This is a genomic window from Mucilaginibacter lutimaris (genome assembly GCF_042676625.1).
GTDB classification, from domain to species: Bacteria; Bacteroidota; Bacteroidia; order Sphingobacteriales; family Sphingobacteriaceae; genus Mucilaginibacter; species Mucilaginibacter lutimaris.
Map to the genome: position 1 here is coordinate 614,154 of NZ_JBHTIA010000012.1, position 22,870 is coordinate 637,023.

At 43.2% G+C, this 22,870-nt stretch carries 30 protein-coding genes; 7 read left to right on the forward strand and 23 right to left on the reverse strand.

All coding sequences use genetic code 11. The features are described from left to right. Window positions 1–96: 96 nt before the first annotated feature. Complete coding sequence (der, locus tag ACFQZI_RS17775; protein WP_377144874.1) at window positions 97–1,398, forward strand: ribosome biogenesis GTPase Der; 1,302 nt, start codon at window positions 97–99, stop codon at window positions 1,396–1,398. Between the two features lie 61 nt (window positions 1,399–1,459). Here der and ACFQZI_RS17780 read toward each other — a convergent pair whose 3' ends face one another. Next, window positions 1,460–2,443, reverse strand: coding sequence for a tetratricopeptide repeat protein (locus ACFQZI_RS17780; protein ID WP_377144876.1), 984 nt, complete (start codon window positions 2,441–2,443; stop codon window positions 1,460–1,462). After that, window positions 2,443–3,456 carry a tetratricopeptide repeat protein gene (locus ACFQZI_RS17785; RefSeq protein ID WP_377144878.1) on the reverse strand — a complete coding sequence of 338 codons (1,014 nt, stop codon included), beginning with the start codon at window positions 3,454–3,456 and terminating at the stop codon, window positions 2,443–2,445. Before ACFQZI_RS17785 ends, ACFQZI_RS17780 begins: the two co-directional genes overlap by 1 nt. Before the next feature lie 150 nt (window positions 3,457–3,606). Here ACFQZI_RS17785 and ACFQZI_RS17790 point away from each other — a divergent pair, with 150 nt between their 5' ends. The 3 genes from ACFQZI_RS17790 to ACFQZI_RS17800 all read left to right on the forward strand — a co-directional run bounded on the left by ACFQZI_RS17790 (window position 3,607) and on the right by ACFQZI_RS17800 (window position 5,926). Continuing rightward, the gene (locus tag ACFQZI_RS17790; protein WP_377144880.1) at window positions 3,607–4,815 is read left to right on the forward strand and encodes a serine hydrolase domain-containing protein; all 1,209 of its coding nucleotides are present in this window, start codon (window positions 3,607–3,609) and stop codon (window positions 4,813–4,815) included. A 90-nt stretch (window positions 4,816–4,905) separates the two neighbouring features. Next, on the forward strand, window positions 4,906–5,223 hold the full coding sequence (locus tag ACFQZI_RS17795) for a YbaB/EbfC family nucleoid-associated protein (protein WP_377144882.1): 318 nt from the start codon (window positions 4,906–4,908) through the stop codon (window positions 5,221–5,223). A gap of 25 nt (window positions 5,224–5,248) precedes the next feature. Further along, window positions 5,249–5,926 carry a metal-dependent hydrolase gene (locus tag ACFQZI_RS17800; RefSeq protein WP_377144883.1) on the forward strand — a complete coding sequence of 226 codons (678 nt, stop codon included), beginning with the start codon at window positions 5,249–5,251 and terminating at the stop codon, window positions 5,924–5,926. A gap of 89 nt (window positions 5,927–6,015) precedes the next feature. Here the strand turns inward: ACFQZI_RS17800 and ACFQZI_RS17805 are convergent, their stop codons facing one another. The 8 genes from ACFQZI_RS17805 to ACFQZI_RS17840 form a co-directional block, all read right to left on the reverse strand. Continuing rightward, window positions 6,016–6,195: a hypothetical protein gene (locus ACFQZI_RS17805; RefSeq protein ID WP_377144885.1), complete on the reverse strand. Its 180-nt coding sequence runs from the start codon at window positions 6,193–6,195 to the stop codon at window positions 6,016–6,018. 79 nt (window positions 6,196–6,274) lie between these two features. Further along, window positions 6,275–7,537 carry a glucose-1-phosphate adenylyltransferase gene (locus ACFQZI_RS17810; protein WP_377144887.1) on the reverse strand — a complete coding sequence of 421 codons (1,263 nt, stop codon included), beginning with the start codon at window positions 7,535–7,537 and terminating at the stop codon, window positions 6,275–6,277. Continuing rightward, on the reverse strand, window positions 7,534–8,958 hold the full coding sequence (locus tag ACFQZI_RS17815; protein ID WP_377144889.1) for a glycogen synthase: 1,425 nt from the start codon (window positions 8,956–8,958) through the stop codon (window positions 7,534–7,536). Before ACFQZI_RS17815 ends, ACFQZI_RS17810 begins: the two co-directional genes overlap by 4 nt. Before the next feature lie 240 nt (window positions 8,959–9,198). Then, the gene (locus tag ACFQZI_RS17820; protein ID WP_377144890.1) at window positions 9,199–9,552 is read right to left on the reverse strand and encodes a GIY-YIG nuclease family protein; all 354 of its coding nucleotides are present in this window, start codon (window positions 9,550–9,552) and stop codon (window positions 9,199–9,201) included. A gap of 74 nt (window positions 9,553–9,626) precedes the next feature. Further along, the gene (gene polA, locus ACFQZI_RS17825; protein ID WP_377144892.1) at window positions 9,627–12,437 is read right to left on the reverse strand and encodes a DNA polymerase I; all 2,811 of its coding nucleotides are present in this window, start codon (window positions 12,435–12,437) and stop codon (window positions 9,627–9,629) included. Between the two features lie 112 nt (window positions 12,438–12,549). Then, a complete protein-coding gene (locus ACFQZI_RS17830; protein WP_377144894.1) occupies window positions 12,550–13,122 on the reverse strand; it encodes a DNA-3-methyladenine glycosylase I in 573 nt (190 codons plus the stop codon). Then, window positions 13,123–13,485 carry a four helix bundle protein gene (locus tag ACFQZI_RS17835; RefSeq protein ID WP_377144895.1) on the reverse strand — a complete coding sequence of 121 codons (363 nt, stop codon included), beginning with the start codon at window positions 13,483–13,485 and terminating at the stop codon, window positions 13,123–13,125. A gap of 51 nt (window positions 13,486–13,536) precedes the next feature. Further along, window positions 13,537–13,890 (reverse strand): carboxymuconolactone decarboxylase family protein, encoded by a 354-nt coding sequence (locus ACFQZI_RS17840; RefSeq protein ID WP_377144897.1) that lies wholly within the window; start codon window positions 13,888–13,890, stop codon window positions 13,537–13,539. Window positions 13,891–14,016: 126 nt separating this feature from the next. Here ACFQZI_RS17840 and ACFQZI_RS17845 point away from each other — a divergent pair, with 126 nt between their 5' ends. Genes ACFQZI_RS17845 through ACFQZI_RS17855 form a run of 3 tightly spaced genes read left to right on the forward strand, consistent with a single transcriptional unit; the run spans window position 14,017 to window position 15,182 of the window. Next, window positions 14,017–14,397, forward strand: coding sequence for a VOC family protein (locus ACFQZI_RS17845; protein WP_377144899.1), 381 nt, complete (start codon window positions 14,017–14,019; stop codon window positions 14,395–14,397). Then, entirely contained in the window at window positions 14,394–14,756 is a 363-nt protein-coding gene (locus tag ACFQZI_RS17850) for a VOC family protein (protein ID WP_377144900.1), read from the forward strand. Before ACFQZI_RS17845 ends, ACFQZI_RS17850 begins: the two co-directional genes overlap by 4 nt. A 54-nt stretch (window positions 14,757–14,810) precedes the next feature. Further along, the gene (locus tag ACFQZI_RS17855) at window positions 14,811–15,182 is read left to right on the forward strand and encodes a hypothetical protein (RefSeq protein WP_377144902.1); all 372 of its coding nucleotides are present in this window, start codon (window positions 14,811–14,813) and stop codon (window positions 15,180–15,182) included. On the opposite strand, the gene ACFQZI_RS17860 is transcribed toward ACFQZI_RS17855, so the two are convergent. From ACFQZI_RS17860 to ACFQZI_RS17920, 13 genes are all read right to left on the reverse strand, one after another. Further along, window positions 15,163–15,495, reverse strand: a complete 333-nt coding sequence (locus tag ACFQZI_RS17860; RefSeq protein WP_377144904.1) for an MGMT family protein — start codon at window positions 15,493–15,495, stop codon at window positions 15,163–15,165. The genes ACFQZI_RS17855 and ACFQZI_RS17860 overlap by 20 nt on opposite strands. A 9-nt stretch (window positions 15,496–15,504) precedes the next feature. Then, entirely contained in the window at window positions 15,505–16,152 is a 648-nt protein-coding gene (gene trmB, locus ACFQZI_RS17865; protein ID WP_377144906.1) for a tRNA (guanosine(46)-N7)-methyltransferase TrmB, read from the reverse strand. A gap of 134 nt (window positions 16,153–16,286) precedes the next feature. Further along, window positions 16,287–16,739, reverse strand: a complete 453-nt coding sequence (locus ACFQZI_RS17870; protein ID WP_377144908.1) for a hypothetical protein — start codon at window positions 16,737–16,739, stop codon at window positions 16,287–16,289. A 3-nt stretch (window positions 16,740–16,742) separates the two neighbouring features. Next, window positions 16,743–17,084: a phage holin family protein gene (locus ACFQZI_RS17875; protein WP_377144910.1), complete on the reverse strand. Its 342-nt coding sequence runs from the start codon at window positions 17,082–17,084 to the stop codon at window positions 16,743–16,745. Between the two features lie 44 nt (window positions 17,085–17,128). Next, window positions 17,129–17,395, reverse strand: coding sequence for a YtxH domain-containing protein (locus ACFQZI_RS17880; RefSeq protein WP_377144912.1), 267 nt, complete (start codon window positions 17,393–17,395; stop codon window positions 17,129–17,131). A 78-nt stretch (window positions 17,396–17,473) separates the two neighbouring features. Further along, window positions 17,474–18,520: an AI-2E family transporter gene (locus ACFQZI_RS17885; RefSeq protein ID WP_377144914.1), complete on the reverse strand. Its 1,047-nt coding sequence runs from the start codon at window positions 18,518–18,520 to the stop codon at window positions 17,474–17,476. Window positions 18,521–18,604: 84 nt separating this feature from the next. Beyond that, window positions 18,605–18,811, reverse strand: a complete 207-nt coding sequence (locus ACFQZI_RS17890) for a histidine kinase dimerization/phospho-acceptor domain-containing protein (RefSeq protein WP_377144916.1) — start codon at window positions 18,809–18,811, stop codon at window positions 18,605–18,607. Window positions 18,812–18,816: 5 nt separating this feature from the next. Then, window positions 18,817–20,232 (reverse strand): sigma-54-dependent transcriptional regulator, encoded by a 1,416-nt coding sequence (locus ACFQZI_RS17895; RefSeq protein WP_377144918.1) that lies wholly within the window; start codon window positions 20,230–20,232, stop codon window positions 18,817–18,819. A 166-nt stretch (window positions 20,233–20,398) separates the two neighbouring features. Beyond that, on the reverse strand, window positions 20,399–20,989 hold the full coding sequence (locus tag ACFQZI_RS17900; RefSeq protein WP_377144919.1) for a hypothetical protein: 591 nt from the start codon (window positions 20,987–20,989) through the stop codon (window positions 20,399–20,401). Between the two features lie 261 nt (window positions 20,990–21,250). Beyond that, window positions 21,251–22,033 (reverse strand): enoyl-CoA hydratase/isomerase family protein, encoded by a 783-nt coding sequence (locus tag ACFQZI_RS17905; protein WP_377144921.1) that lies wholly within the window; start codon window positions 22,031–22,033, stop codon window positions 21,251–21,253. A gap of 12 nt (window positions 22,034–22,045) precedes the next feature. Beyond that, a complete protein-coding gene (locus ACFQZI_RS17910) occupies window positions 22,046–22,468 on the reverse strand; it encodes a cobalamin B12-binding domain-containing protein (RefSeq protein ID WP_377144923.1) in 423 nt (140 codons plus the stop codon). 46 nt (window positions 22,469–22,514) lie between these two features. Then, window positions 22,515–22,742 (reverse strand): endonuclease domain-containing protein, encoded by a 228-nt coding sequence (locus tag ACFQZI_RS17915; protein WP_377144925.1) that lies wholly within the window; start codon window positions 22,740–22,742, stop codon window positions 22,515–22,517. Continuing rightward, window positions 22,736–22,870, reverse strand: coding sequence for a DUF559 domain-containing protein (locus ACFQZI_RS17920; protein WP_377144927.1), 135 nt, complete (start codon window positions 22,868–22,870; stop codon window positions 22,736–22,738). The genes ACFQZI_RS17915 and ACFQZI_RS17920 overlap by 7 nt, the downstream gene beginning before the upstream one ends.

Consider the following 22,870-nt stretch of genomic DNA (forward strand, 5'->3'; position numbering starts at 1 on the left):
TTCAGGAAAAATTAATACACATTGCAGAATTTCAAGAGAAGATCACGATTTTTATATCACTTGATTCTTGGCTCTTAATTCTTGATCCTAAAAAACATGAGTAATATAGTAGCTATTGTAGGCAGGCCCAACGTTGGCAAATCCACTTTATACAACCGTTTAACCGAAAGCCGTAAAGCTATTGTTGACGATTTTAGCGGCGTAACCCGCGACAGGCACTACGGAACATCTGAGTGGCTGGATAAAAAATTTACCGTAATTGATACCGGCGGCTATGTAGCCAACAGCGATGAAATATTTGAAGTAGCCATTCGCGAGCAGGTATTGATAGCCATAGAAGAAGCCACCGTTATTTTGTTTATGGTTGATGTTACTACGGGCATTACCGATCTTGATGACGAGATAGCTAACATCCTGCGCAAAGGCAAAAAGCCTGTGTGCGTAGTGGTAAACAAGCTTGATAATAATGCCCAGTTGGCTGATGCTACCGAGTTTTACAGCCTTGGCCTTGGCGAGATCTACACCATCTCATCTATGACGGGTTCTGGAACGGGTGAATTACTCGACGAGGTTATCACCCATTTTGAGGATGTACCGTTTGAAGAGAACGAGCGCCCTAAATATGCCATCATAGGCAGGCCTAACGTTGGTAAATCATCAATCATCAACGCCCTTATTGGCCAGGACCGCAACATAGTTACCCCAATTGCCGGTACCACGCGCGATTCTATCCACATCCACTACAACCAGTATGGTCACGATTTTATGCTGATCGATACCGCGGGGATGCGCAAGAAAACCAAGGTAAAAGAGAATATCGAATTTTACTCGGTAATGCGTACCATCAAAGCTTTGGAAGAAGCCGATGTGGTAATCATCATGATAGACGCTGTTGAGGGCCTTGAGGCACAGGACGTAAACTTGTTTCACCTGGCCGAGAAGAACAAAAAGGGTGTTGTGGTAGTGGTAAACAAGTGGGATCTGATAGAGAAGAATAATAAAACCATTAAGGTATTTGAAGATCAGATCCGCCAAAAAATAGCGCCGTTTACAGATGTGCCTATTGTGTTTACATCCGTACTGGAAAAACAACGAGTGTTAAAGGTGATTCAAACCGCAAACCATGTTTATGAGAACCGCGCCCGTAAAATACCTACCAGTAAACTTAACGAAGTAATGCTGCCTATAATTGAGAAATTTCCGCCGCCATCGTTAAAAGGGAAATACGTAAAAATAAAATACATTACGCAAATTGCAGGTTCATCGCCCATGTTCGCGTTCTTTTGTAACCTGCCGCAGTATGTGAAAGAACCATACTACCGCTTTATAGAAAACCAGCTTCGTGCCAATTTCGATTTTTCGGGCGCACCTATCCAGGTTTGGTTCAGGCAGAAATAAGTAATGTTTAAATGATATGAAAGCGGTGGGTGCAAAACTCACCGCTTTTTTATTTGGCGAGCTATTGTAAAATATTTGTTTTGGCCCACTCTTTAAAGACGGTAACCTTCTCCGTATTTCCATGCAGCCAGGCTGCATTTTCTGTAATGCTGCTTTGGCTTATCAGCTTTACAAACGTGTCAAAATGTTCTGTTTGAGATAGTTTATAAAAGTACTGCGAAAATTTATAGGGCTTGGGCTGCATAGCAAAAGCTGCAAACAAATCTTTTAATTGCGCCGTAAGCAATGCCGTTGGCGACGCGTATTTGCGTGTCATGAAACCGGCCAGCACTTTGGTGATAACCTTGTTTTGAGCAAAAGCCTCAGCTTTGGTAGCAGCGGCAGGTATGTAGCCAACTTCGGCCTCCAGCGTGCCGCGTTGCAATATGTTTTGCAGGTTGCCAAATGCTTCCTTGCTGCGTGCAGAATTTGGTTCCAGCTGCAAAAATCTGCAAAAGCCAAGTACAGCATCGGCGCGTTTGTTTTCATGAAAGGTAGCCAAAGCATACATCCTGATGCTGCCCGCATCCAGCGAATCACGCTTAATAGCGGCTATAAAACTTTGCTCTGCATCGGGGTATAGCTTGCTGCGGTACTGTACAATGCCCAGGTTATAGTAAATGCGCTGGTTGGCGCTATCTGCTCTGAGCCCGTTTTTGTAAGCCTCAATGGCTTTAGGTAACTGCTTAGCGTTGCCATATATGCTGCCCATTAAACTGTATGATGCGCCGGTAAGCGCTGCGCTTGAACCTGCTTTAATTGTCTTTTCCAAAAACGGTAAGCCATCTGGCCCTTTACCACTGCTAAAAAGAGTAAGGGCCATTTCATAATTGGCGCGTGGGTTATCCGGCTCTGCCGCCAGGGCGCTTTTATATTTTTCAATCGCGGCGGCATATTGTTTTTGCCGGTACAGTTGCTGCCCTTCCTTAACAAGGCTTGCCGCATCACCCTGCGCAAAAGCCAGGCTGCTCCAAAATAAGATTATAAGCAGTAAATGAAATTTCATCAGTTAAATTTACGTTCGGTGCCATTAAGCCACTTATCAAGTTTGGTAAGAGTTTCGTTATGCTCTTTAAACCAGGCAACCTTTTGTTCGTTATTATCCATCAGGCTAATGTAACGTGCAAAGGCAGGCATATTATCTGTTGATGCCAGCTTTTTAAAATAGTCGGCAAAATAAGCTTTAAAGAATGGGTCGGCTGTTTGGCCGGTAAACATATCTGCTACACTATACAATTTGGTTAGCTGTAACGTCAACGAATCTGCCCTCGTAAGCCCCCGCTGGTCTGCTGTGGCTGCAATTACAGTGGCAGGTATAATAAAGTCGGGCCCTTTCAACTCCTTGTTTGATACACTCATGCTTACTTTATCGCCAACACGCGCAATGCCATAGTTAATAATATTATTTAGCTCCTTTAAAGCGGCTACACTACGTTTGCTGTTTGGCTCAAGCAGCAAAAAGCTACTCCATCCTAAAAGGGCTTTGCCTTTTTTACCTTGCTCATACATGATGCTTGCATACATCTTGTGGCTGCTTGCGTGTTTGGGTTCAAGCATTATCGCTTTTATCATTCTTTCTTCGGCCAGTTCGTACTCTTTTTTCCTGTAATAGGTTAAACCGAGGTTATAATAAAGCCTTTGATAATTAGGGTCAACACTAATACCTTTTAAGTAATACTCAATTCCCTTTGCCGTTTGGTTATTATCATCATAAATAGAACCAAGCATATCATAAGCTCCGCCTGAGTTTGGGAGTAATTTTATAGTGGTCTCTAAATACGGGATGGCTTCAAGCGGTTTATTAGTACTAAAATAAGTATAACCTATTTCATAATAGGCGTTAGCGTATTTAGCGTCGGTTTTAATGGCTTCCTTATATTTCGCGATTGCGTCGTCGTATTTTCCGTTATCAAAAAGTTTTACGCCTTCATCGGTTAGCTCTTTAGCAGTTTGGCCGTATACAACAGGGGCAAAAGCAAACGTTAATATAATTAGCAGTAGTTTTTGATACGTTTTCATGCTTGTGTTAATGCGTTTAGGTTAGTTTTAATGTTTAGCATTAAATTTAATTGATTTTTAACAATGTTGAAACATTAATTGCATTTTAATCTTTTACCACTTATATAATTTTTAATTTTCGCCTTTGGTTTTGTGATTGATTTTTTACCTATGAGACAAGTGTGCACAACTGTCATTTCCCTTGCTTTTTCTTTACTTTCTTTAGCCTCCTGCTCCTCGGGCACTAAAAATAAACCGGGCATTGCCGATAATGGTAAACCCTTTAATACAGCCGAACTTCTTAAATACGATCCTGCGAAAGGGGATAAAAAGATTGAGGAATTTATGGAGCACCTGCACAAGGTGAGTGGCTTTAACGGTAATGTACTTGTAGCAAAAAAAGGTAAAATAGTTTACGAAGGTTCGTTTGGGTGGGCCAATCATTTAACTCGCGATAGCCTTAAACTTTCCTCGCAATTCGAGTTGGCATCGGTAACTAAAACCATGACCGGAACCGCCATAATGCAGCTTTGGGAAAAAGGCAAAATAAAACTCGACCAGAACGTAAAAGACTTTTTTCCCGATTTCCCGTACGATGGTGTAACTATCCGCTTGTTACTAACCCACCGCAGCGGGATGATGAACTATGTGTATTTTGTAGATGGCATTTACCGCAGCCAGCACCTCAATCAAAAAAAGGGCATTACCAACAAAGAGGTAATGGATATGATAGCCAAATATAAACCGGCACGTTTTAACAAGCCCAACGCCAGCTTTTTGTATAACAACAGCAACTTTATGGTGCTGGGCGCTATTATAGAAAAAGTTACCGGCATGAGCTATGCCGATTACATGAAAGAAAATATTTTTAAACCTGCCGGCATGACGCATACTGCCGTTTACTCTAAGGCGGTTTATGATAAAATACCGGTAGATGTTGTTGGCCACGACCGCAATAGCTGGAAATACTCGGTAGCGCAAAACTTTTTGGACGGCCCCGTGGGCGACAAGGGTATTTACAGCACCGTGGGCGATCTTTTTGTTTTTGACCAGGCACTTAAGGCCGGCCGTTTAATAAAGCAGGCTACGCAAGATTCAGCCTATACAGGGCGCAACCCAATGGTACGCGGGCACTTTAACTATGGCTACGGCTGGCGGATATTTGAAAGCCCCGGCCAAAAGGTAGTTTACCATACCGGCTGGTGGCACGGTTTCCGCCATATATTTTTGCGCGATATGAAAAACGATGTTACCATTGTTTTGTTAGGTAATGTAGTGAATGGAAGCCTGCTGCACCTGGACGATCTGTTTAAAATGACAGGTATGCCTGTAGTACGCAAGGGCGCCTACAACGGGGCAGGAGATACCGCAGAAGATTAATTTTAGTGAATAGTTGATTGGTGAATAGAGATTAGTTGTAAATAGCAACCACTCACTATTTAACCTAATCAACCAATAACCATAACTAACATGTTCGATAAATTAATGGAAGCCCAGCAAAAGGCTGGCGAAGTAAAAAAACGTTTAGATGCAATTACCGTTACCGGTATTGCCGAGGGTGGAAAGATTACTGTTACCGCGAACGGTAATAAAGCCATACAAACTGTAACTATTGACCCGGAGTTTTTAAAAGAGGCCGATAAGGAAGAGCTTGAGGAGCTTTTGGTTGTTGCCATAAATAAGGCGATTGAACAAGCCGAAAACCTTAGCCAAACCGAAATGGCGGCTATGACCCAGGCCATGCTTGGCGGCATGGGCGGTTTAGGCAACCTGTTTGGCAATAAATAGTAATACATCTAAAAAGCATCATACTATGAAACTTACATATTATGGCCAGTCTACCGTAGAATTGGTGGCCGATGGCAAAACATTATTATTCGACCCATTTATTACGCCTAATGAGCTGGCTAAGCACATTGATGTAAACAGCCTTAAGCCTGATTACATTTTGGTATCGCATGGGCATGGCGACCACGTTGCCGACTTGGTGACTATTGCCAAAAGCAGCGGTGCAAAGGTAATTTGCATTGCCGAAATTGCAGGCTGGCTGGGCAAGCAAGGTGTAGATAATGTACACGGCATGAATATAGGCGGTGGCTTTAACTTTGATTTTGGCCGCGTTAAAATGGTAAATGCCGTACACTCAAGCGCATTGCCAGATGGAAGCAATGGCGGTAACCCTGCCGGTTTCCTTGTGTATTCGGAAGGGAAGGTGGTGTACTTTGCCGGCGATACCGCCTTAACTTATGATATGAAATTACTGGCAGATGAAAACCTGGATTGGGCGCTGTTACCCATTGGTGATAACTATACCATGGGTGCCGATGATGCTATAAAAGCCGCGGCATTCATCAACTGTAAAAACATTATTGGGATACATTACGATTCGTTCCCGGTTATAAAGATAGATAAAGACGAAGTTGCTGAAAAGTTTATAAAAGCCGGCCTTAACCTTAAATTGCCTGCTATTGGCGAAAGTTTAGACCTTTAAACATTCCGTATTTGCAAACAAAAATGCCCTGCGGTTACCGCGGGGCATTTTTGTTATAACAGAATAAAATACTTTAACAACCAAAAAAATTACATCTTCATCGAGGTGTCTTTTTTAGTTGATGTGTCCTTCTTCATCTTTTTGGTCTTCATCGGTTTTTTCTTTGTTTTTGATGTGTCTTGTTGTGTTTGCATTGGCGTTGCAGCAAATGCATTTACACTACCAAAAGAGATGGCGGCAACCGCGATCATACAGATAGTCTTTTTCATAATAAGTTAATTTTAAGTTTTATAATTTCTTAAACAACGTTTATTAACTCCTGATTGTTGCGCTATCTTTTAAATTAATTTATATAACTGTGCCGCTCGGTATTACCGCCCTTTTCTTTACAATAACAATCCCATCGGTAACGGTGTACATCGGGAAATCGCCATCGGGCAAAGGCGCGCCGCAATTAATTTTTACGTCATCGCCTATGTAGGTATTTTTATCAATGATGGCATTTTTAATGCAGCACCTGTCGCCAATGCCCATAATTGGTTCCTTGTTTTCTTTTGCAAGGGCAATTTCTTCCAGCGTTTGATAATTGTCGCTCCCCATTACATAGCAGCTTTCTATTTCGCTGGCTACACCGATGCGTGTACGAATGCCTATGATAGAATGAATAATATGCGAAGCGTTAATAATACAGCCATCCGCAATAATAGAGCGGTCTATCAGCGTGCCTGATATTTTGGTTGGCGGCAGCATCCGCGCACGTGTATAGATCTGGTTTTTGTTGAACAAATCGAATTTCGGGATGTCGTCTGTAAGGCCAAGGTTGGCCTCAAAAAACGACGGGATGGTACCAATATCTGTCCAGTAGCCTTCGTATTGGTAGCTTAATACCTTGTGGCCGGTAATAGCCTGCGGTATTATCTCTTTACCAAAGTCGGGGTGGTCATTTCCTTCTAACAGCTCAAATAACAGTTTACGGTTAAATAGATAGATACCCATCGAGGCCAGGTAAATACGGCCTTCGGCTTTCATTTCGTCGCTAACTTCAGATGCCCAGCTTTCAAAGTCTTTTTTCGGCTTTTCTATGAACGAGGTTATCATATTGTTCTCGTCCGTTTTCAGGATGCCAAAGCCGGGCACATCATTGGCATGAACCGGTATGGTAGCTATAGAGATGTCGGCATTGGTGTCCATATGCTTTTGTATCATCTCTTCAAAGTCCATCTGGTAAAGCTGGTCGCCGCTTAAGATAAGCACATAGTCAAACTCGTGGGTAGACAGGTGGTGCAGGCTCTGCCTAACTGCATCTGCCGTGCCCTGGAACCAGCCACCGCTTGTAGGCGTTTGCTCGGCGGCTAAAATATCAACAAAAGCCGTGCTGAACGTGCTGAAGTGATAGGTGTTTTTAATGTGTTTATTAAGCGAAGCCGAGTTAAACTGCGTTAATACAAATATGCGGCTAATGTTGGAGTGTAAACAGTTGGAGATGGGGATATCCACCAAACGATATTTACCCGCAATTGGCACTGCCGGTTTTGAACGGGTTTGTGTAAGTGGTGCCAAGCGGCTGCCCTGGCCGCCTCCAAGTACAATACTGATTACTTTCGATGTCATATCTTAGGAATTAAACTTTCATACAGGTTTATATATTCTTTTGCCGAGCGGTCCCAAGAAAAATCAAGGGCCATCATGCGTTTGCGCAATGCTTGTATTTGGCGTGTGTCCTCATAAAGTACAACAGCACGGGTTATGGATATGCAAATATCATCAACACTAACATTCTCAAATCGTATGCCGTAACCGCCCTCGTCGCCAAAATCAATTACGGTATCTTTTAAACCGCCGGTACTGCGCACCATAGGCATTGTACCATACCGCATAGCGTACATTTGGTTTAGGCCGCAAGGCTCCACCCGCGATGGCATCAGCAGGAAATCGGCCCCGGCATAAATAAGATGTGCCAGTGACTCATCGTACCCTATAAACACATTGCAATTTTGCGGGTATAGTTGCTTAAGTAAATTCAGCGACATTTCTGTAGCATTATCGCCGGCACCTAATATCAGGAAATTCACTTTGTCGCCATGCTCTTTAATGCTGCGCTCAATAGCGGCAGGTAACTGGTCCGATCCTTTTTCGGTAACCAGGCGGCCAATAAACGAGATTAAAGGTTTATCAACCGCGAGGCCGAAGCGCTCGCAAAGTATTTCTTTATTTTTTTGTTTGCCCTTGGCAACGGTTGCAGCGGTAAAGTGTTCTGGTAGCATAAGATCGGTACCGGCATTCCAAACATCGGTGTCAATACCGTTTATGATGCCCACGCCTTTATCGCGCTCTACGTAGAAAAGGTACTCCAGCCCGTTGGAGCTTATACTTAACTCATGCAAATAGCTTGGCGAAACGGTAGTGAATTTCCAGCAGCATTTTACCGCGGCGGCCAGCGGATTTATGCCGCCATTCCAGTCAAGCAGGCCGGTTTTATAAAAGTCTATCTCAGGGAGGTAATGCAAATTATCCCAGCCAAAAGCGCCGTGGTATTGCCCGTTGTGTATAGTAAATACCGTTGGTATGTGCGCCAGTCTGCGGTATAGGTTGGAATGATACATGAGAAATGGCACCAACCCCGAGTGGTGATCATGGCAGTGCACCAGATCTGGCGTTTGGCCGCTCCAGTTTATCCAGTCGAGGAAACAGATCTGGAAGGCCAGGAATTGCTCACGCTCATCCGGATAGCTGTAAACATTTTCACGATCAAGCAATCCCGGTATTTTTATCAGGTAAAGTTCAAAGCCAAGTTTATCGGTTTGTTCTTTTAAAACCTCGAAATAGATCCTGCGTGTACCGAGCAGCGTAGTGCCCTGAAAAACAACATCAAACACATTCTCATGAACGAATTTGCGGTTATAAAAAGGCATCACAACAGCAGCTTGCAACCCTGCCAGAGTTTGGTATTTTGGCAGCGCGCCAACTACATCTGCAAGGCCCCCTACTTTTGCAATGGGGTAGCATTCGGCACTCAGGTGAAAAATTCTCATTCGGGATTATATATGGGTAAGGTACTAAACATTTCCCCAAATGAACAAACACATAATTTGAAAAATGTGTTTAAAAAAGTGATATTATTTAATTACAAACAGCTATTTATTATAATTAACGTATAAATGGTAATTAGACAGTAGCCTTTATTGTTAAATTGTTAAAAGTTTGGTAAAAGGCGTACTAATAAGTTCAATCGGCCTATTTAATAGTTGTCATCCTGAGCGATAGCGAAGGATCTAATCGCGGGCAAGTTTACCATCATACTCATCATGAGTATTCTGTGGCGGCCATTCCATTATATCACTATTCAAGAACCTCCAAGCTGTATTTTCTTGTTCTATTAAATTAATTTTTTTGGCCCTCGTCCATCCTTTTATTTCCTTTTCGCGTTCTATGGCATGATTGATATATTGATACCTTTCGTACCAAATCAGATAGAAGCATTTGTATTTAGAGGTAAAACTATTCGGCTGGCCTAAACCCCAATAATGTTCGTATAAACGCTTTTCAATATCATTTGTAACGCCCGTATATAAAACCTTTTTTGTGTGGTTTGTAAGGATATATGTATAATAATTGTGTTGTTTCATATATCTGTTGTATACTCATCGCTCGTTTAATAGATCCTTCGCTATCGCTCAGGATGACAAATGGTTTAGAGCAATTAATGCGCCTCAAGCCAATTTAACCCTGTACCTATCTCTACCATTATGGGCACTTCGGTTTTGATGGCGTTTTTCATGTTTTCCATGATGATAGGTTTAACGATCTCTATCTCGTGATTTGGAACATCAAACACCAACTCATCATGCACCTGCATGGTCATGCGGGCATCCAGTTTAAGGGCTTTAAACTCCCGGTGAATGTTGATCATGGCTATCTTGATCATATCTGCGGCGGAGCCTTGTATAGGCGCGTTAATGGCATTTCGTTCGGCAAAACCTCGCACTGTTTGGTTGGCGCTGTTAATATCGCGCAGGTAACGGCGGCGGCCCATCAGGGTGGTAACATAACCATTCTCGCGGGCAAAGTTCATGGTATCGGCCATGTATTGTTTAATGCCGGGGTACTGGGCAAAGTAGTTCTCGATGATCTCGGCGGCCTCTTTGCGCGGGATGCCTAGGTTTTGCGATAACCCAAATGCCGATTGCCCGTAAATGATGCCAAAGTTTACCGCCTTGGCGTTACGGCGTTGTGTGCTGTCTACCTCATCAATACTTACACCATACACTTTTGCGGCGGTAGCGGTGTGAATGTCAATATTGTCGATAAATGCCTGGCGCATGTTGGGGTCTTTGCTTATTTCGGCAATAATGCGCAGCTCTATCTGCGAGTAATCGGCAGATACGATGCTGTGGTTGGCATCACGCGGGATAAACGCTTTCCGCACTTCGCGGCCACGCTCGGTACGGATAGGGATATTTTGCAGGTTGGGGTTGTTGCTGCTTAAGCGCCCTGTTGCGGCAACCGCCTGGTTATAGCTTGTATGCACACGGCCTGTTTTAGGGTTTACCATAGTTGGCAAGGCATCCACATAAGTAGATTTTAACTTTTGCAACTGCCTAAAATCCAATATGTCCCTTACAATATCGCTTTTGGCGGCAAGGCCTAACAACACATCCTCGCCGGTTTGGTATTGGCCGGTTTTGGTTTTTTTAGCTTTGGGGTCAAGTAATAATTTCTCAAATAACACCTCGCCCAATTGCTTTGGCGACGCAATGTTGAAACGAACGCCGGCCTTTTCAAATACCGTTTTTTCCAGTTTGGCTATATCGGTTTCCAGCTCTTTTGAGAACTCTTTTAACGTTTCGTGGTCTATCTTAACGCCCTCGTGCTCAATATCCGCAAGGACATAAATCAGAGGGTTCTCAATTTTATGCAGCAGGTCATCGGCTTGTACTTCTTTAATCTTAGGTTCAAAAACGGTGCGGAGTTGCAGGGTTACGTCGGCATCTTCCGCGGCGTAATCTTTTATTTTTTCTATCTCCACATCGCGCATATTGCCCTGATTCTTGCCTTTGGGGCCAATTAGCTCGGTAATAGAAACCGGCTTGTATTGCAGGTAATTCTCCGACAATATATCCATCCCGTGGCGGGTATCCGGGTCAATCACGTAATGCGCCATCATGGTGTCGAACAGGTCGCCTTTCATTTCCACATCATACCATTTCAGCATCAGGATGTCGAACTTTAAGTTTTGGCCTGTTTTGCCAATGTTAGGATCTTCAAATACGGGTTTAAATTCGGCCACTATCTTTTTAGCTTCAGCCTCATCATGCGGGGTTGGTACATACCATCCCTGATGGTGCTTAATAGCAAACGACAAACCGACTAATTCGCAATAGTTGGCATCTGTACCGGTAGTTTCGGTATCAAAGCAAAAATGTTTTTGTTGTTTTAATATATTGATGAGCTCGGCACGTTTCTCGAATGTGTCCGCCAAAATATACTCATGTTCAACAGTGTTAATGTTTTTTATCTCGACCTGGGTTGGGGCCTCGTAAATATCCTGGGTTTCAACCGTAAGGGTTGTACGGCCATCGGCTACAGCGTTACCAAACAGGTCGGTTTGTACCGATATGGCGCGGGTTTCGGTAATGCTGAAATCATCGCCAAACACACGACGGCCAAGCGTACGGAATTCTAATTCAGCAAACAAGGGCTCTAACAGATCCTTACTTGGGGCGCACATTTCCAGGCCTTCCTCATCCAGTTCGACCGGAGAGTTAAGGTTGATGGTGGCCAGCTTTTTCGACATCAGCCCCTGCTCGGCAAAGTTTTCTATGTTCTCGCGCAGTTTGCCTTTCAGTTCGTGGCTATGGGCAATAATCTCTTCAACCGAGCCATATTGTTTAATGAGTGTTTTGGCTGTTTTTTCGCCTACGCCGGGTATGCCGGGTATGCCATCTACGGCATCGCCCCAAAGGCCAAGAATATCTATTACCTGCTCAGGGCGTTCAATTTCCCATTTCTCCAACACCTCTTTAACGCCCAATATCTCCATATCGTTACCCATACGGGCAGGTTTGTAAATGCGGATATTTTCTGAAACCAGCTGCGCAAAGTCCTTATCGGGCGTCATACAATAAACCTGGTAGCCTTTCTGTTCGGCCTTTTTGGCGAGGGTGCCTATAATATCATCGGCTTCGTAACCGTCGCTGGTAATTAGCGGGATGTTAAAGCCTAAAACTACTTTAAAAATATAAGGGAGCGCTTTGCTCAGGTCCTCGGGCATGGCCTCGCGGTGGGCCTTGTAACCGGCAAAATCGGTATGGCGTTCGGTAGGGGCATCGGTATCAAAAACCACGGCCATGTGGGTGGGTTTTTCTTTACGCAAAACCTCCAGCAGGGTGTTGGTAAAACCCATAACCGCCGAAGTATTTAAACCGCCCGATGTAAAACGGGGGTTTTTACTTAAAGCAAAATGCGCCCGGTATATCAGGGCCATACCATCCAATAGAAAAAGCTTCTTCATATTTTTTTGATTGCACCGATTGTGATGCGATTACACCGATATAACCGATGATTTCAAAAATACGATTTATGTTGAGTAGTCAATCGGTGAAATCATTTTTAAATCGGCGAGATCACCTGAAATCGCACTCAGGTACATGGTCGTTCACCATACCGGTGGCTTGCATAAAGGCGTAGCAAATAGTGGTACCGAAGAACTTAAAACCGCGTTTTTTCATGTCTTTCGCTATCGCGTCAGACTCGGGGGTGCTTACGTGCGCGCCGGTGTATTCGGTAATGGGTTTACCGCCGGGCATAAAGCTGTAAAGATATTTGTCAAATGAGCCAAACTCTTTTTGGATATCTATAAACAGCTGCGCGTTCCTGATGGCCGAACTTATTTTTAAGCGGTTGCGGATGATGCCTTCGTTATTTAACAATCGTTCTTTATCAGCTTCGTCAAAGGCCGCTACCTTCTTCACATCAAAATTCGCGAACGCTTTGCGGTATTCATCGCGCCTGCGCAAAATAGTTATCCAGCTAAGGCCTGCCTGCGCCGCCTCAAGGGTTAAAAACTCGAAAAATATATCGTCGTCGTGTACGGTTTTGCCCCATTCTTTATCATGATATTCCATATAAAGCGGGTCGGTACCGCACCAACGGCAACGGGTTGAGCCTGAAGTCTGAAGTATTGAGTCTGAAGTCATTTATTGAAATTTTTCGGAGTTATTGATCATATAGACAAGCAGGTAACTAACTTCCTGACTTTGCTTGTTCAAATTGGCGTACTTTTCTTTGGTAATATATTCGCAAGCAAGAGCAGCATCCAGCCATGCCTGTGTTTCGCCATTTTCCATGTCAGCATCCGTTAACTTGCTAACAAAGTGATTTGGATAGCGGCGTTTCTTATAAGCCTCGGCTACTGAAGCAAAAACTGAGCGCGATGACCTTCTTATCTGATCGATCAGGCTGTAAGTTTCTTCTTTGGGAAACGTTTTGGTCGTCCAAAATATATCCATCGCAAGTGTGAATGCCATTTTATAGACCTTTAAATCACGGAATGAACTCATTGCAATAAGTTTAGATTCTAAATATAGAAAAAGGACTTATTACTAAAGACTTCAGACTTTAGACTCAAGACTCAACTCATCCCAATATTCTACAGCCCGGCGGTAATGCGGTATCACAATGGAACCGCCCACCAGGTTGGCTATCATAAATACCTCGTTCATCTCGTCGTGCTTTACGCCTGCTTCGTGGCATTTGCCCAGGTGATATTTAATGCAATCGTCGCAACGTAAAACCATAGAGGCTACCAGGCCCAGCATTTCCTTTGTTTTAACATCTAATGCACCGTCGGCATAGGTGGTGGTATCCAGCGCGAAGAAGCGTTTGATGTTTGTATTGGCCGTTTCCATTATCCTGTCGTTCATTTTGGTGCGATAGGTTTCAAAATCGTTTATGAGTTGTCCCATATTATTAAGTGATTTATTTAATAAGTGAATTAGTGATTGACACTATGAGTTACGAATTTTAAAGGTATAAATGTTTGTTTTGATAGCTATGTATTTATCATAAATTTACCGCACAATCAAGATCTTATGGAAAGCTTATCGCCCAATATTTTTACTAACGACATGAATGCTACTGTAGCTTTTTACAAGCTGCTTGGTTTTGAAACAACTATGACCGTACCCGAAACCGGTGATGACCTGGTTTGGGCGATGATGAACAACGGCGGGGTTACTTTTATGTTCCAAACGTTTGAAAGCATGGCCGAAGAACTCCCCGAAATTAAACGCACTAACGGCGGCTCGTTGTTGTTATATGTTAATGTAACCGATATAAATGGGCTATTTGAAAGCATTAAGGATAAGGTTACCGTATTAAAAGGCCTCGAGAAAACATTTTACGGCGCAACCGAGTTTTCTATCCTGGACAATAACAACTACGTTTTAACCTTTGCACAGCATGGGGAATGATAAGCTTTAAACGGGTAGACCATTTTCATATTTGCGTACCGCCCGAAAGATTAGAGGAGGCAAAAGCATTTTATACGGAGGTGATGGGGCTGGAATTGATTGACCGGCCGGATCACCTTTTTTCGTCTGCCGGGTATTGGTTTAATATTGGCAATGTGCAATTGCATATTGGAGTAGAACCTGCTTTGCCGCGCAGCATACGGCATACAGCATTGGAGGTTTTGGACGTGGATACGGCACGCAAGCATCTGGCAGATAACGGTATTGAAATTGTTGAAGAGCCGGTTATTCCCGGCCGCCGGCGCTTTGCCTTCATAGATCCTTTTGGAAACAGGATGGAACTATTGCAGATACTCTGAATTATATACTGATCATTGGCTTGATTTATGCGTATGTTGTAAAAAATGAATGCTATGAAACTTATTTCGCCAAAGCTGCATGGCCTTATTGATTACGTGCTGATCATTTTTCTTTTTGCCTCGCCTGTATTATTTGCCATGCCTAAGGATGTGGCTACTTATACTTACGCGATTGCCACTGGCCAATTAATACTCACGGTAATTACCGATTATAGTTACGGTATGTTTAGGATGGTAAGCTTAAGGTTGCACCAGGTTATTGACGTGATTATTAGTATTGGGATAATAGTAGCGGCTTTTACGCTTTTTGAGTATGATGAGCGCTCCAAACCCTATTATGCGGGTTTAGGCATTTTTTGGCTTATTATAACGGTGTTTACCGATTATAGTAAAAAACGCGACGTTATTAAAGCGCCAATTCTGTAGCCGGGTCCCAAAATATTTGTTTAAAGTTTTGTACCTGGTTATCTATTACCTCAACGCCTTCGTTTTTCAGCATTTGCTCCATGGTATTGCCCCCAAAGTGGAATTTACCTGTAAGCAGGCCTTGCCTGTTCACAACCCTGTGCGCGGGTACCGGTGGGTTAGCCGTTCCGCAGGCCATCATGGCATACCCTACAACCCTTGATGATTGCTTTGACCCTAAGTACGATGCTATAGCGCCATAGGATGTTACACGGCCCTCAGGTATCTGCCTAACTACATCATACACGTTATCAAAAAAATTGTAGTCGGCCATTATTCAGTTTTAAAATGTAAACTTAAGGTAGTTTATATTTTTATTGTGCTGAAGATACTTTTTCTCGTAATAGGTTTTGATGGATAGCACCTCGTCTGCATATTCCGAATGGTAAAGGTCTTCTGTTTTTACATGCAAATTTAAGCCCAGCTCCTCTATTTTTTCGGCGGTATAGGCGTGCAGGCCATCGTTATCGGTTTTCAGGTTCATGTAGCCGCCGGGCTTTAGTACTACGCGGTACATATCTAAAAAGCGGGGAGAAGTTAAGCGTTTTTTCTCGCGGCTCAACTGGGGCTGTGGGTCGGGGAAGGTGATCCAGATCTCGTCGATTTCCCCGGGCGCGAAATAATCAACAAGGTTCTCAATTTGCATGCGCAGGAAAGCAACGTTATTTACGCCATCTTCTAAAGCGGTTTTAGCGCCGCGCCAAATGCGGTTACCTTTATAATCTACCCCAATAAAATTCTTATCAGGAAACATGGTTGCAAGGTTAACCGTGTATTCGCCTTTACCGCAGGCCAGTTCTAAAACTACAGGATTGTTATTTTTGAAAAAACCGGCCGCCCAGTTGCCTTTAAAGGGTTTACCGGCATCCAGCTGCAAAACATTGCTAAAGGTTTCTATCTCGGCGAATCGCCTTATCTTATCTTTTCCCATAAAAAGGCAAAAGTACATATTTTTTTATGACGTTATTTAACCACAAAGATTGGCTCAAACTTCACTCAAAAGAAAAGGGATAAACTCTGTGAGCTTATCCCTTTAAGGTCGTGTTTCGCAACAGAACCATTGTCTTAATATGGCTGATAGGCTGGTACTTCGTCGTCTTGCAACGGTACGGCTATCTTCTCCTCTTTGTTTTTCTTTTTAAACAGGTTATTGAACAAGCCTTTGGCTTTATCCCACACGCCTACTACGTTATCCTCACTAACGTAGTGCGATGCCTTTTGCGATAATATTCCTACCAATGTCTTAACAATAAAGTTAGAGCGCTTAAACAAGGTTTTGTTTAACGCCAGTGGCAATACAAACCTGGATATAAGGCCTAAAAAATCCTGTTTAAAAAAACCGGCACCCTTAATGCCATCAACGGTTGGTGAGCCGGGGAATAGTGACAGCACGGTTGAAAATATGGCTGATGGTCCGCTAAAACGCGCTTTCAAAGCAATAGCCTGTTCGGCCTCTACCATTTTAAGACGGCCGATCTCGGCTTGCAGCTCAAATATATTTCTGATTGGTGTTTCCATGGCTTATTTAAATAGCTTTTTTATCATCGCGTTAATTAAGGGGCGTTCAAAAGTACGTTTGGCAACCATAATTAATACGGTAATTAACAGATACAGCAGGGCTACACTGCCAAAGCCTTTCCAGTTGGAATGCAGCAAATCGCCCAGGAATAATGCCAGTGTAAAACTCGCGAATAAAAAGGTTAACACCCCTGTTATAATAATAATGATATCAATTATAATATCGGCTACTATAGAGGTGCTGCGCTCTATAACTTCATATTTCAAAAGTTTAAAACGGGTTTCAGCATAGTCCTTTATCTGGTCGACTATCGGGCGTGTTGCTTCTTCTTTTTCGGGTTCCATATCGTGTTATTAGTTACGGCATAAAATAAGCCGGTAACGGTAAATTATGCGTGTTCCAGGTCGTCCTGATATTCGGCTTCGGCGCCTTGTATTTTAGTTTTAATGTTTTCAACAACCTTATCTTTAAGGCCTACTAACTTGTCAATTTCATTAGCAGCTGTTTCTTTGATCGAGTCGCCAAGGTTTGCTAATGATTCAGATAGTTTGTCGCGTGTCTCGGTACCTTTATCTGGTGCAAATAAGATTCCCAGTGCCGCTCCTGCCGCTAATCCTGCCAGTAGGGCGACAACCACTTTTGTGTTATCGTTCATATTGTATTAATTTTTAAGTTGAATATTTGTTTTATTAATTATTAAATAATTTATGTTCCCTATTAAATAAACGCATATTTATGGCAGTTCGGGGCCGGTGCGTATCCGCTCCAGCCTGTCGGCAGCCATACGGTTGGTTTCATAAATCTCCAGCAATAATAAGAAATATGAAAGCAACACAGGCCCAAAAACTAAGCCAAGAATACCAAAAAGGGGCAACCCAATAAATACCCCTATAACGGATATAATAGGGTGCGTATTGCCAATGCGTTTGTTGATGATCAGCCTCAGTACATTATCTACATTGCCAATAAAAAGCAGGCCGTAGGCTAAAAGTAGTATGCCCTTTAAGTTGTGCCCGCCTGCAAACAATATAACGCTTGCCGGTATACACATGGTAGGCGCGCCAACTACCGGCAAAAACGATAGGAATGACCCAATCACGCCCCAAAAAACCGCGTCGGGTATGCCAAATGCATAAAAGCCCATGGCCAATAATATGCCCTGTGTAATGGCTATTACACCCTGGCCCAAAACGTTAGAGTAGGTAGAATTGCGCAGTTCGGTAGCAAACTTTAAGGCGTGCTGCTCGCGGAATGGCGCGTACTTTAACAAGCCTACTTCAAATTCGCGCATCTGCACAAACATAAAATACAATAAAAAGTACATCACCAATAACGTAAGCACTATGCTTGCCGCGCTGCTTAATAATGATGGAAAAAGATCGGCAGCATAGGCACCAAGCTTTTGTAACGTGTCTTCGGCAAAGTGCGGCTGGTTAATGTTGGCGCCTGTAAAGGCGTCTATCTTTTCTGTCCATTTATCAATGTTAATGGATTCGCGGTTAATGCTGCCAATTTTACCTATCACCATTATGCTTAACGACAGGAACGGGATAACGATAACAATGAGCGATATAAATATAATTACAAGCGCTGCTATTGAGTTGTTAAGCTTTTTACGATCTACCATGTAGATGTAAAACGGCCTGAAGATGGTAAAGAGCACAATTGCGCCTAATATAGAACTGAAAAGATCGCTTAGGGCGTAAAGTAAAAAGCAGCCGAGTACAATAATACTTACCAGTATAATATTGTTGCGCTGATTATGATTGAAGATGGACATTTTTACACCCCGAAAAGCTAATTGTGATACGAATATATAACAAAAAAACGCCGGAAAGTTTTTACCGGCGTTACATAATTTCTATTAAAAATCGCTTAGTAGCTTGTCTATTTTTTGGGCGGATTGTGTAATGCTATCCATATAGAGATCAAGATCGCCGTTTTGGTCTTCTACCTCGTATCGCAAACCCTCCAATGCGAGGTAGATGTTTGATAGCTGGTTCTTAATATCATGCCTCAGCATATCAACAGCCTCTTGGCTTAACGGCATATTTTTTTCACCCTCGCCCATAGTTATTATTTGAGGTTGATGGCCTTCATCTTATTGTAAAGCGTTTTACGGTCGATATTTAATATCTCGGCAGCTTTGGTTTTATTAAAGTTTACCTCGCGCAGCACTTTTAAAATAGTTTCGTGCTCGGCGCCAAGTGCGGCGTTTTTAAGATCATGCTTTGGTTCTTTAACCTCGTTAACTGCCGATGGGTTTGACGGTTCATACGCCGTTACCTTAAAGTTTGAGATCTCCAGTGGTAACGTCTTTATGGTTATCTCATCGCCTTCGGTTAACAAAGTTGCCCGGCGCACAACGTTCTTCAGTTCGCGGATGTTGCCCTGCCAGCGGTAATTCATAAAACATTCTATCACCTCGGGCGAGAAGGTGGCTACGTTACGGTCGAGTTCCTGGTTGGCAATTTTCAAAAAATGCTCGGCAAGCATCATAATATCGTTGCCACGCTCGCGCAAAGGCGGCATATATATGCTAAACTCGTTAAAGCGGTGATAAAGGTCTTCCCTAAAACGGCCTTTGCTTATGCTATCCTGCAGGTTCTCGTTAGTGGCAATAATAATACGTACATCAAGGTCTATCTCTTTGGTGCTGCCAATGCGCTTAACTTTACGCTCTTGTACGGTGCGCAGCAAGGCCGCCTGTATCTCGTAAGATAGGTTACCTACCTCATCTAAAAATAGTGTACCGCCGTTGGCCATCTCAAAGTGGCCTATTTTTGTGTACAGGGCGCCGGTGAACGAGCCTTTTTCGTGCCCGAAAAATTCGCTTGCGGCAAGCTCTTTGGTAAGCGACCCGCAATCCATCGCCACAAATGGCTGATTATGGCGGGGGCTGTTAAGGTGAATGCTTTTGGCCACCGACTCCTTGCCTGTGCCGCTTTCGCCTAATATGATAACGCTGTAATTGGTTGGTGCAACCAGTTCTATCTGTTTCAGCAGGTCTTTTGACGCGCGGCTGGTACCCACCACAAACTCGCCGGATAAGATCTGCTTTTTGCCTTCTTTTTGCGGCTTGTCGTTATTATCGGCGCTGTACTCATGCGAAGCCATTTCCTGCAGGGCATACTGGGTTTCAATAGCCTTGGTAATAGTGTTCAGTATCTCATCTGGATAAAGGGGCTTGGTAATGTAATCGTAAGCACCCATTTTAATAAGCTCAACGGCCATCTTAATATCCGAGTAGCCCGTTATAATAATAACGCCTGTTTTAGGGTAAAGCGCTTTAATGTTTTTAAGCATTTCGCGGCCATCGGTATCTTCCAGCCTAAAATCACACAGTACCAGGTCAAACTCGTTCTTTTTCAGGTACTCCATACCGGTACTGCCGTTAGCGGCAGTACTTACCTCAAAGCCGTTGCGTACCAAAAATTTTGATAGCAAAAGCCCAACGTTAACTTCATCATCAATGATGAGTATTTTCTTCATAACAGTATTACGTGTACAGGTAAATGTATTTGCAGGTTAAATTACAAATATTTGCTAAGTTATCAGAATTATTGATGATAGTGTATAAAAAAAGGCTTTTATACATAAAAAAAGGAGGCTTTTGGCCTCCTTTTTTTAATTGTTGTTTTTGGTAAATGTTTGTGACTTAGAAACCGTAAGCTAAACGCAGGCTAACAAACTGTACTTTGCTATCGTCAATTGCTTTGTTAAATTTAGTTGTTGCTTCGTAACGTACGCCTGCATCAATAAAGTTACCGCTTGCGCTTACCGGGAACTGTACACCAACTTGCGGTGCGTAAACAAACGCTACAGCTTTATCGTTGTAAGTATCTTTTTTGTTTAACAAAAAGCTTGCACCTGCTTCACCTTGTACATAAAAGTTTTGTACCGGGAAGAATTTTAAACCTGCTTTTACCGGGATCAGTTTTACATCGGCTACATCATTACCTGCAATGCCTTTAAAATCTGATTTGCCAAAGATGTTGTTGTAACCGGCGTTAACAGTAACAAATAACTGGTTTGCAACAGGGATGTCTGCTTGTGCAGAACCGCCTAAGTTCCAGTTGTGTGAATTTTTAAAGCCACCTGTAGGGATACCTGCATCAACACCGATGCTGTAGCGTATACCGCCATTTGTAGTTGTGCTTGTAGTAGTAGTGGTAGTTTGGGCTTTAGCTGCGAATGATAAACCTGCGAAGGCTAAAACCAATGTTGCGATTTTTAATGAACTTTTCATGATATAATAATATTTAGATAACGTGCTTTTTGTTTAGCACGAGACAAAGTAAAGCACGAAATCATTACGATTTTTTCATCTAAATGTCACGAATATTCAATCGATTGATTAATAGGGAATTAAATTTGACCCATTTGTGTAAATAGTCAGGGGAGTGTAAATTAAGTGTTAAAAACTGCTTTCTAATATGAAATTTACATGAAAAAGATGGTTTGCATCTTTTTGGAAAAGAGGCCATTGCATAATAAAAGTGGCGATTTATTACTCGCCCTTAAATTCTGCCTTGCGTTTTTCCATAAAAGCTGCTACACCTTCTTTAAAGTCGCGCGTTCCAAAACATTTGCCAAATTCCTGTATTTCGGTCTCAAATCCGTTGATGGATGCGGTATTAAAATCGTTTACGCTTTTTATGGCAGATGCCAGGGCAAGAGGTGCGCGGCTGAGGATCTTGTTCATCATCTCTTCGGCTTTTGGCAGCAGGTCGTCCTGAAAAACAACGTGGTTAACCAGGCCAATGTTAAGGGCGTCTGCAGCGGTAAGCATGTCGGCCGTCAAGATCAGCTCAAGTGCTTTGCCGCGCCCCACCAATTGCGTTAGGCGTTGTGTGCCGCCATAGCCGGGTATTAGCCCTAATGTTACCTCAGGCAGGCCCATTTTAGCGTTTTCAGACGCGATGCGGATATGGCAGGCCATAGCCAGTTCTAAACCACCACCAAGGGCAAAACCATTTATAGCTGCAATAACGGGTTTATTGCCATTAGCAATTACGTCAAAAACTATCGATTGTCCGTTGCGGGCCAGCTCGGTGCCGCCTTTTACATCCAGATCGGCAAATTCAGAGATATCTGCACCTGCTACAAATGCCTTACTTCCAGCACCGGTAATGATGATGCCACCAACGCTGCTGCTTTTAAAAGCAGCGGTTAATGCTTCGTGCAACTCGCAAAGGGTAAACTTGTTCAGCGCGTTTAGCTTGTTTTCGCGGTTAATGGTTATGTATTGTATACGGCCTTTCGTCTCGACCAGGATGTTCTCAAATTCCATAATTGTAAATCTTTAAAAGTTGCGGTTGGTGTGTACCCAGTTGGTAATATAAGTTACTATATCGGCAGTGCTGGTACCCGGGGGGAAAAGTTCGCCCACGCCTATCTTTTTAAGCTCAGCCATATCGTCGGCCGGGATAATGCCGCCACCGGTAAGTAGCACATCATCCATTTTTTTCTCTTTTATCAATGCCATCACCTTAGGGAAAACCGTCATATGCGCGCCTGATAGTATGCTGATGCCTATAGCGTCCACATCCTCCTGCAGGGCGGTGTTCACCACCATTTCGGGCGTTTGGCGCAGGCCGGTGTATATTACTTCCATCCCGGCATCGCGCAGGGTGGTAGCAATAATGCGTGCGCCACGGTCGTGCCCGTCGAGCCCTACTTTGGCTACTAATACGCGTATTGGGCGGGTAAATTGGTTTTCGCTCATGGTTTTTGAAGGCAGTAAAAGGTGTATCAAAGTTAAGAGAAAGAATTTATAAGTACTCAGCAATTTTGCCGACAACGCTTTTAACATCTTTGCTTACTTCATCATTAGTAAAGCGTAGTATGGTTAAACCAAGCCCCTGCATTACCAGATCCCGATTTGCGTCGTAATCTTTCTTTTGCAAATGAATAGGCCCATCTACCTCGATAACTAACTTTAACTCGACACAATAAAAATCGGCGATGTAAAATGAGCGTCTGCCAAAACCATTTACCACGAAGATGGGTACTGACGAAGAAACTTTCTGCCATTAATATTTTTACGGCGCAAATCGTCCCAAAGCAATCTTTCAGATAGCGTTTGATTGTTGTGGAACAGGCGGCAGAGTTGTGTAACAGGGTTCAT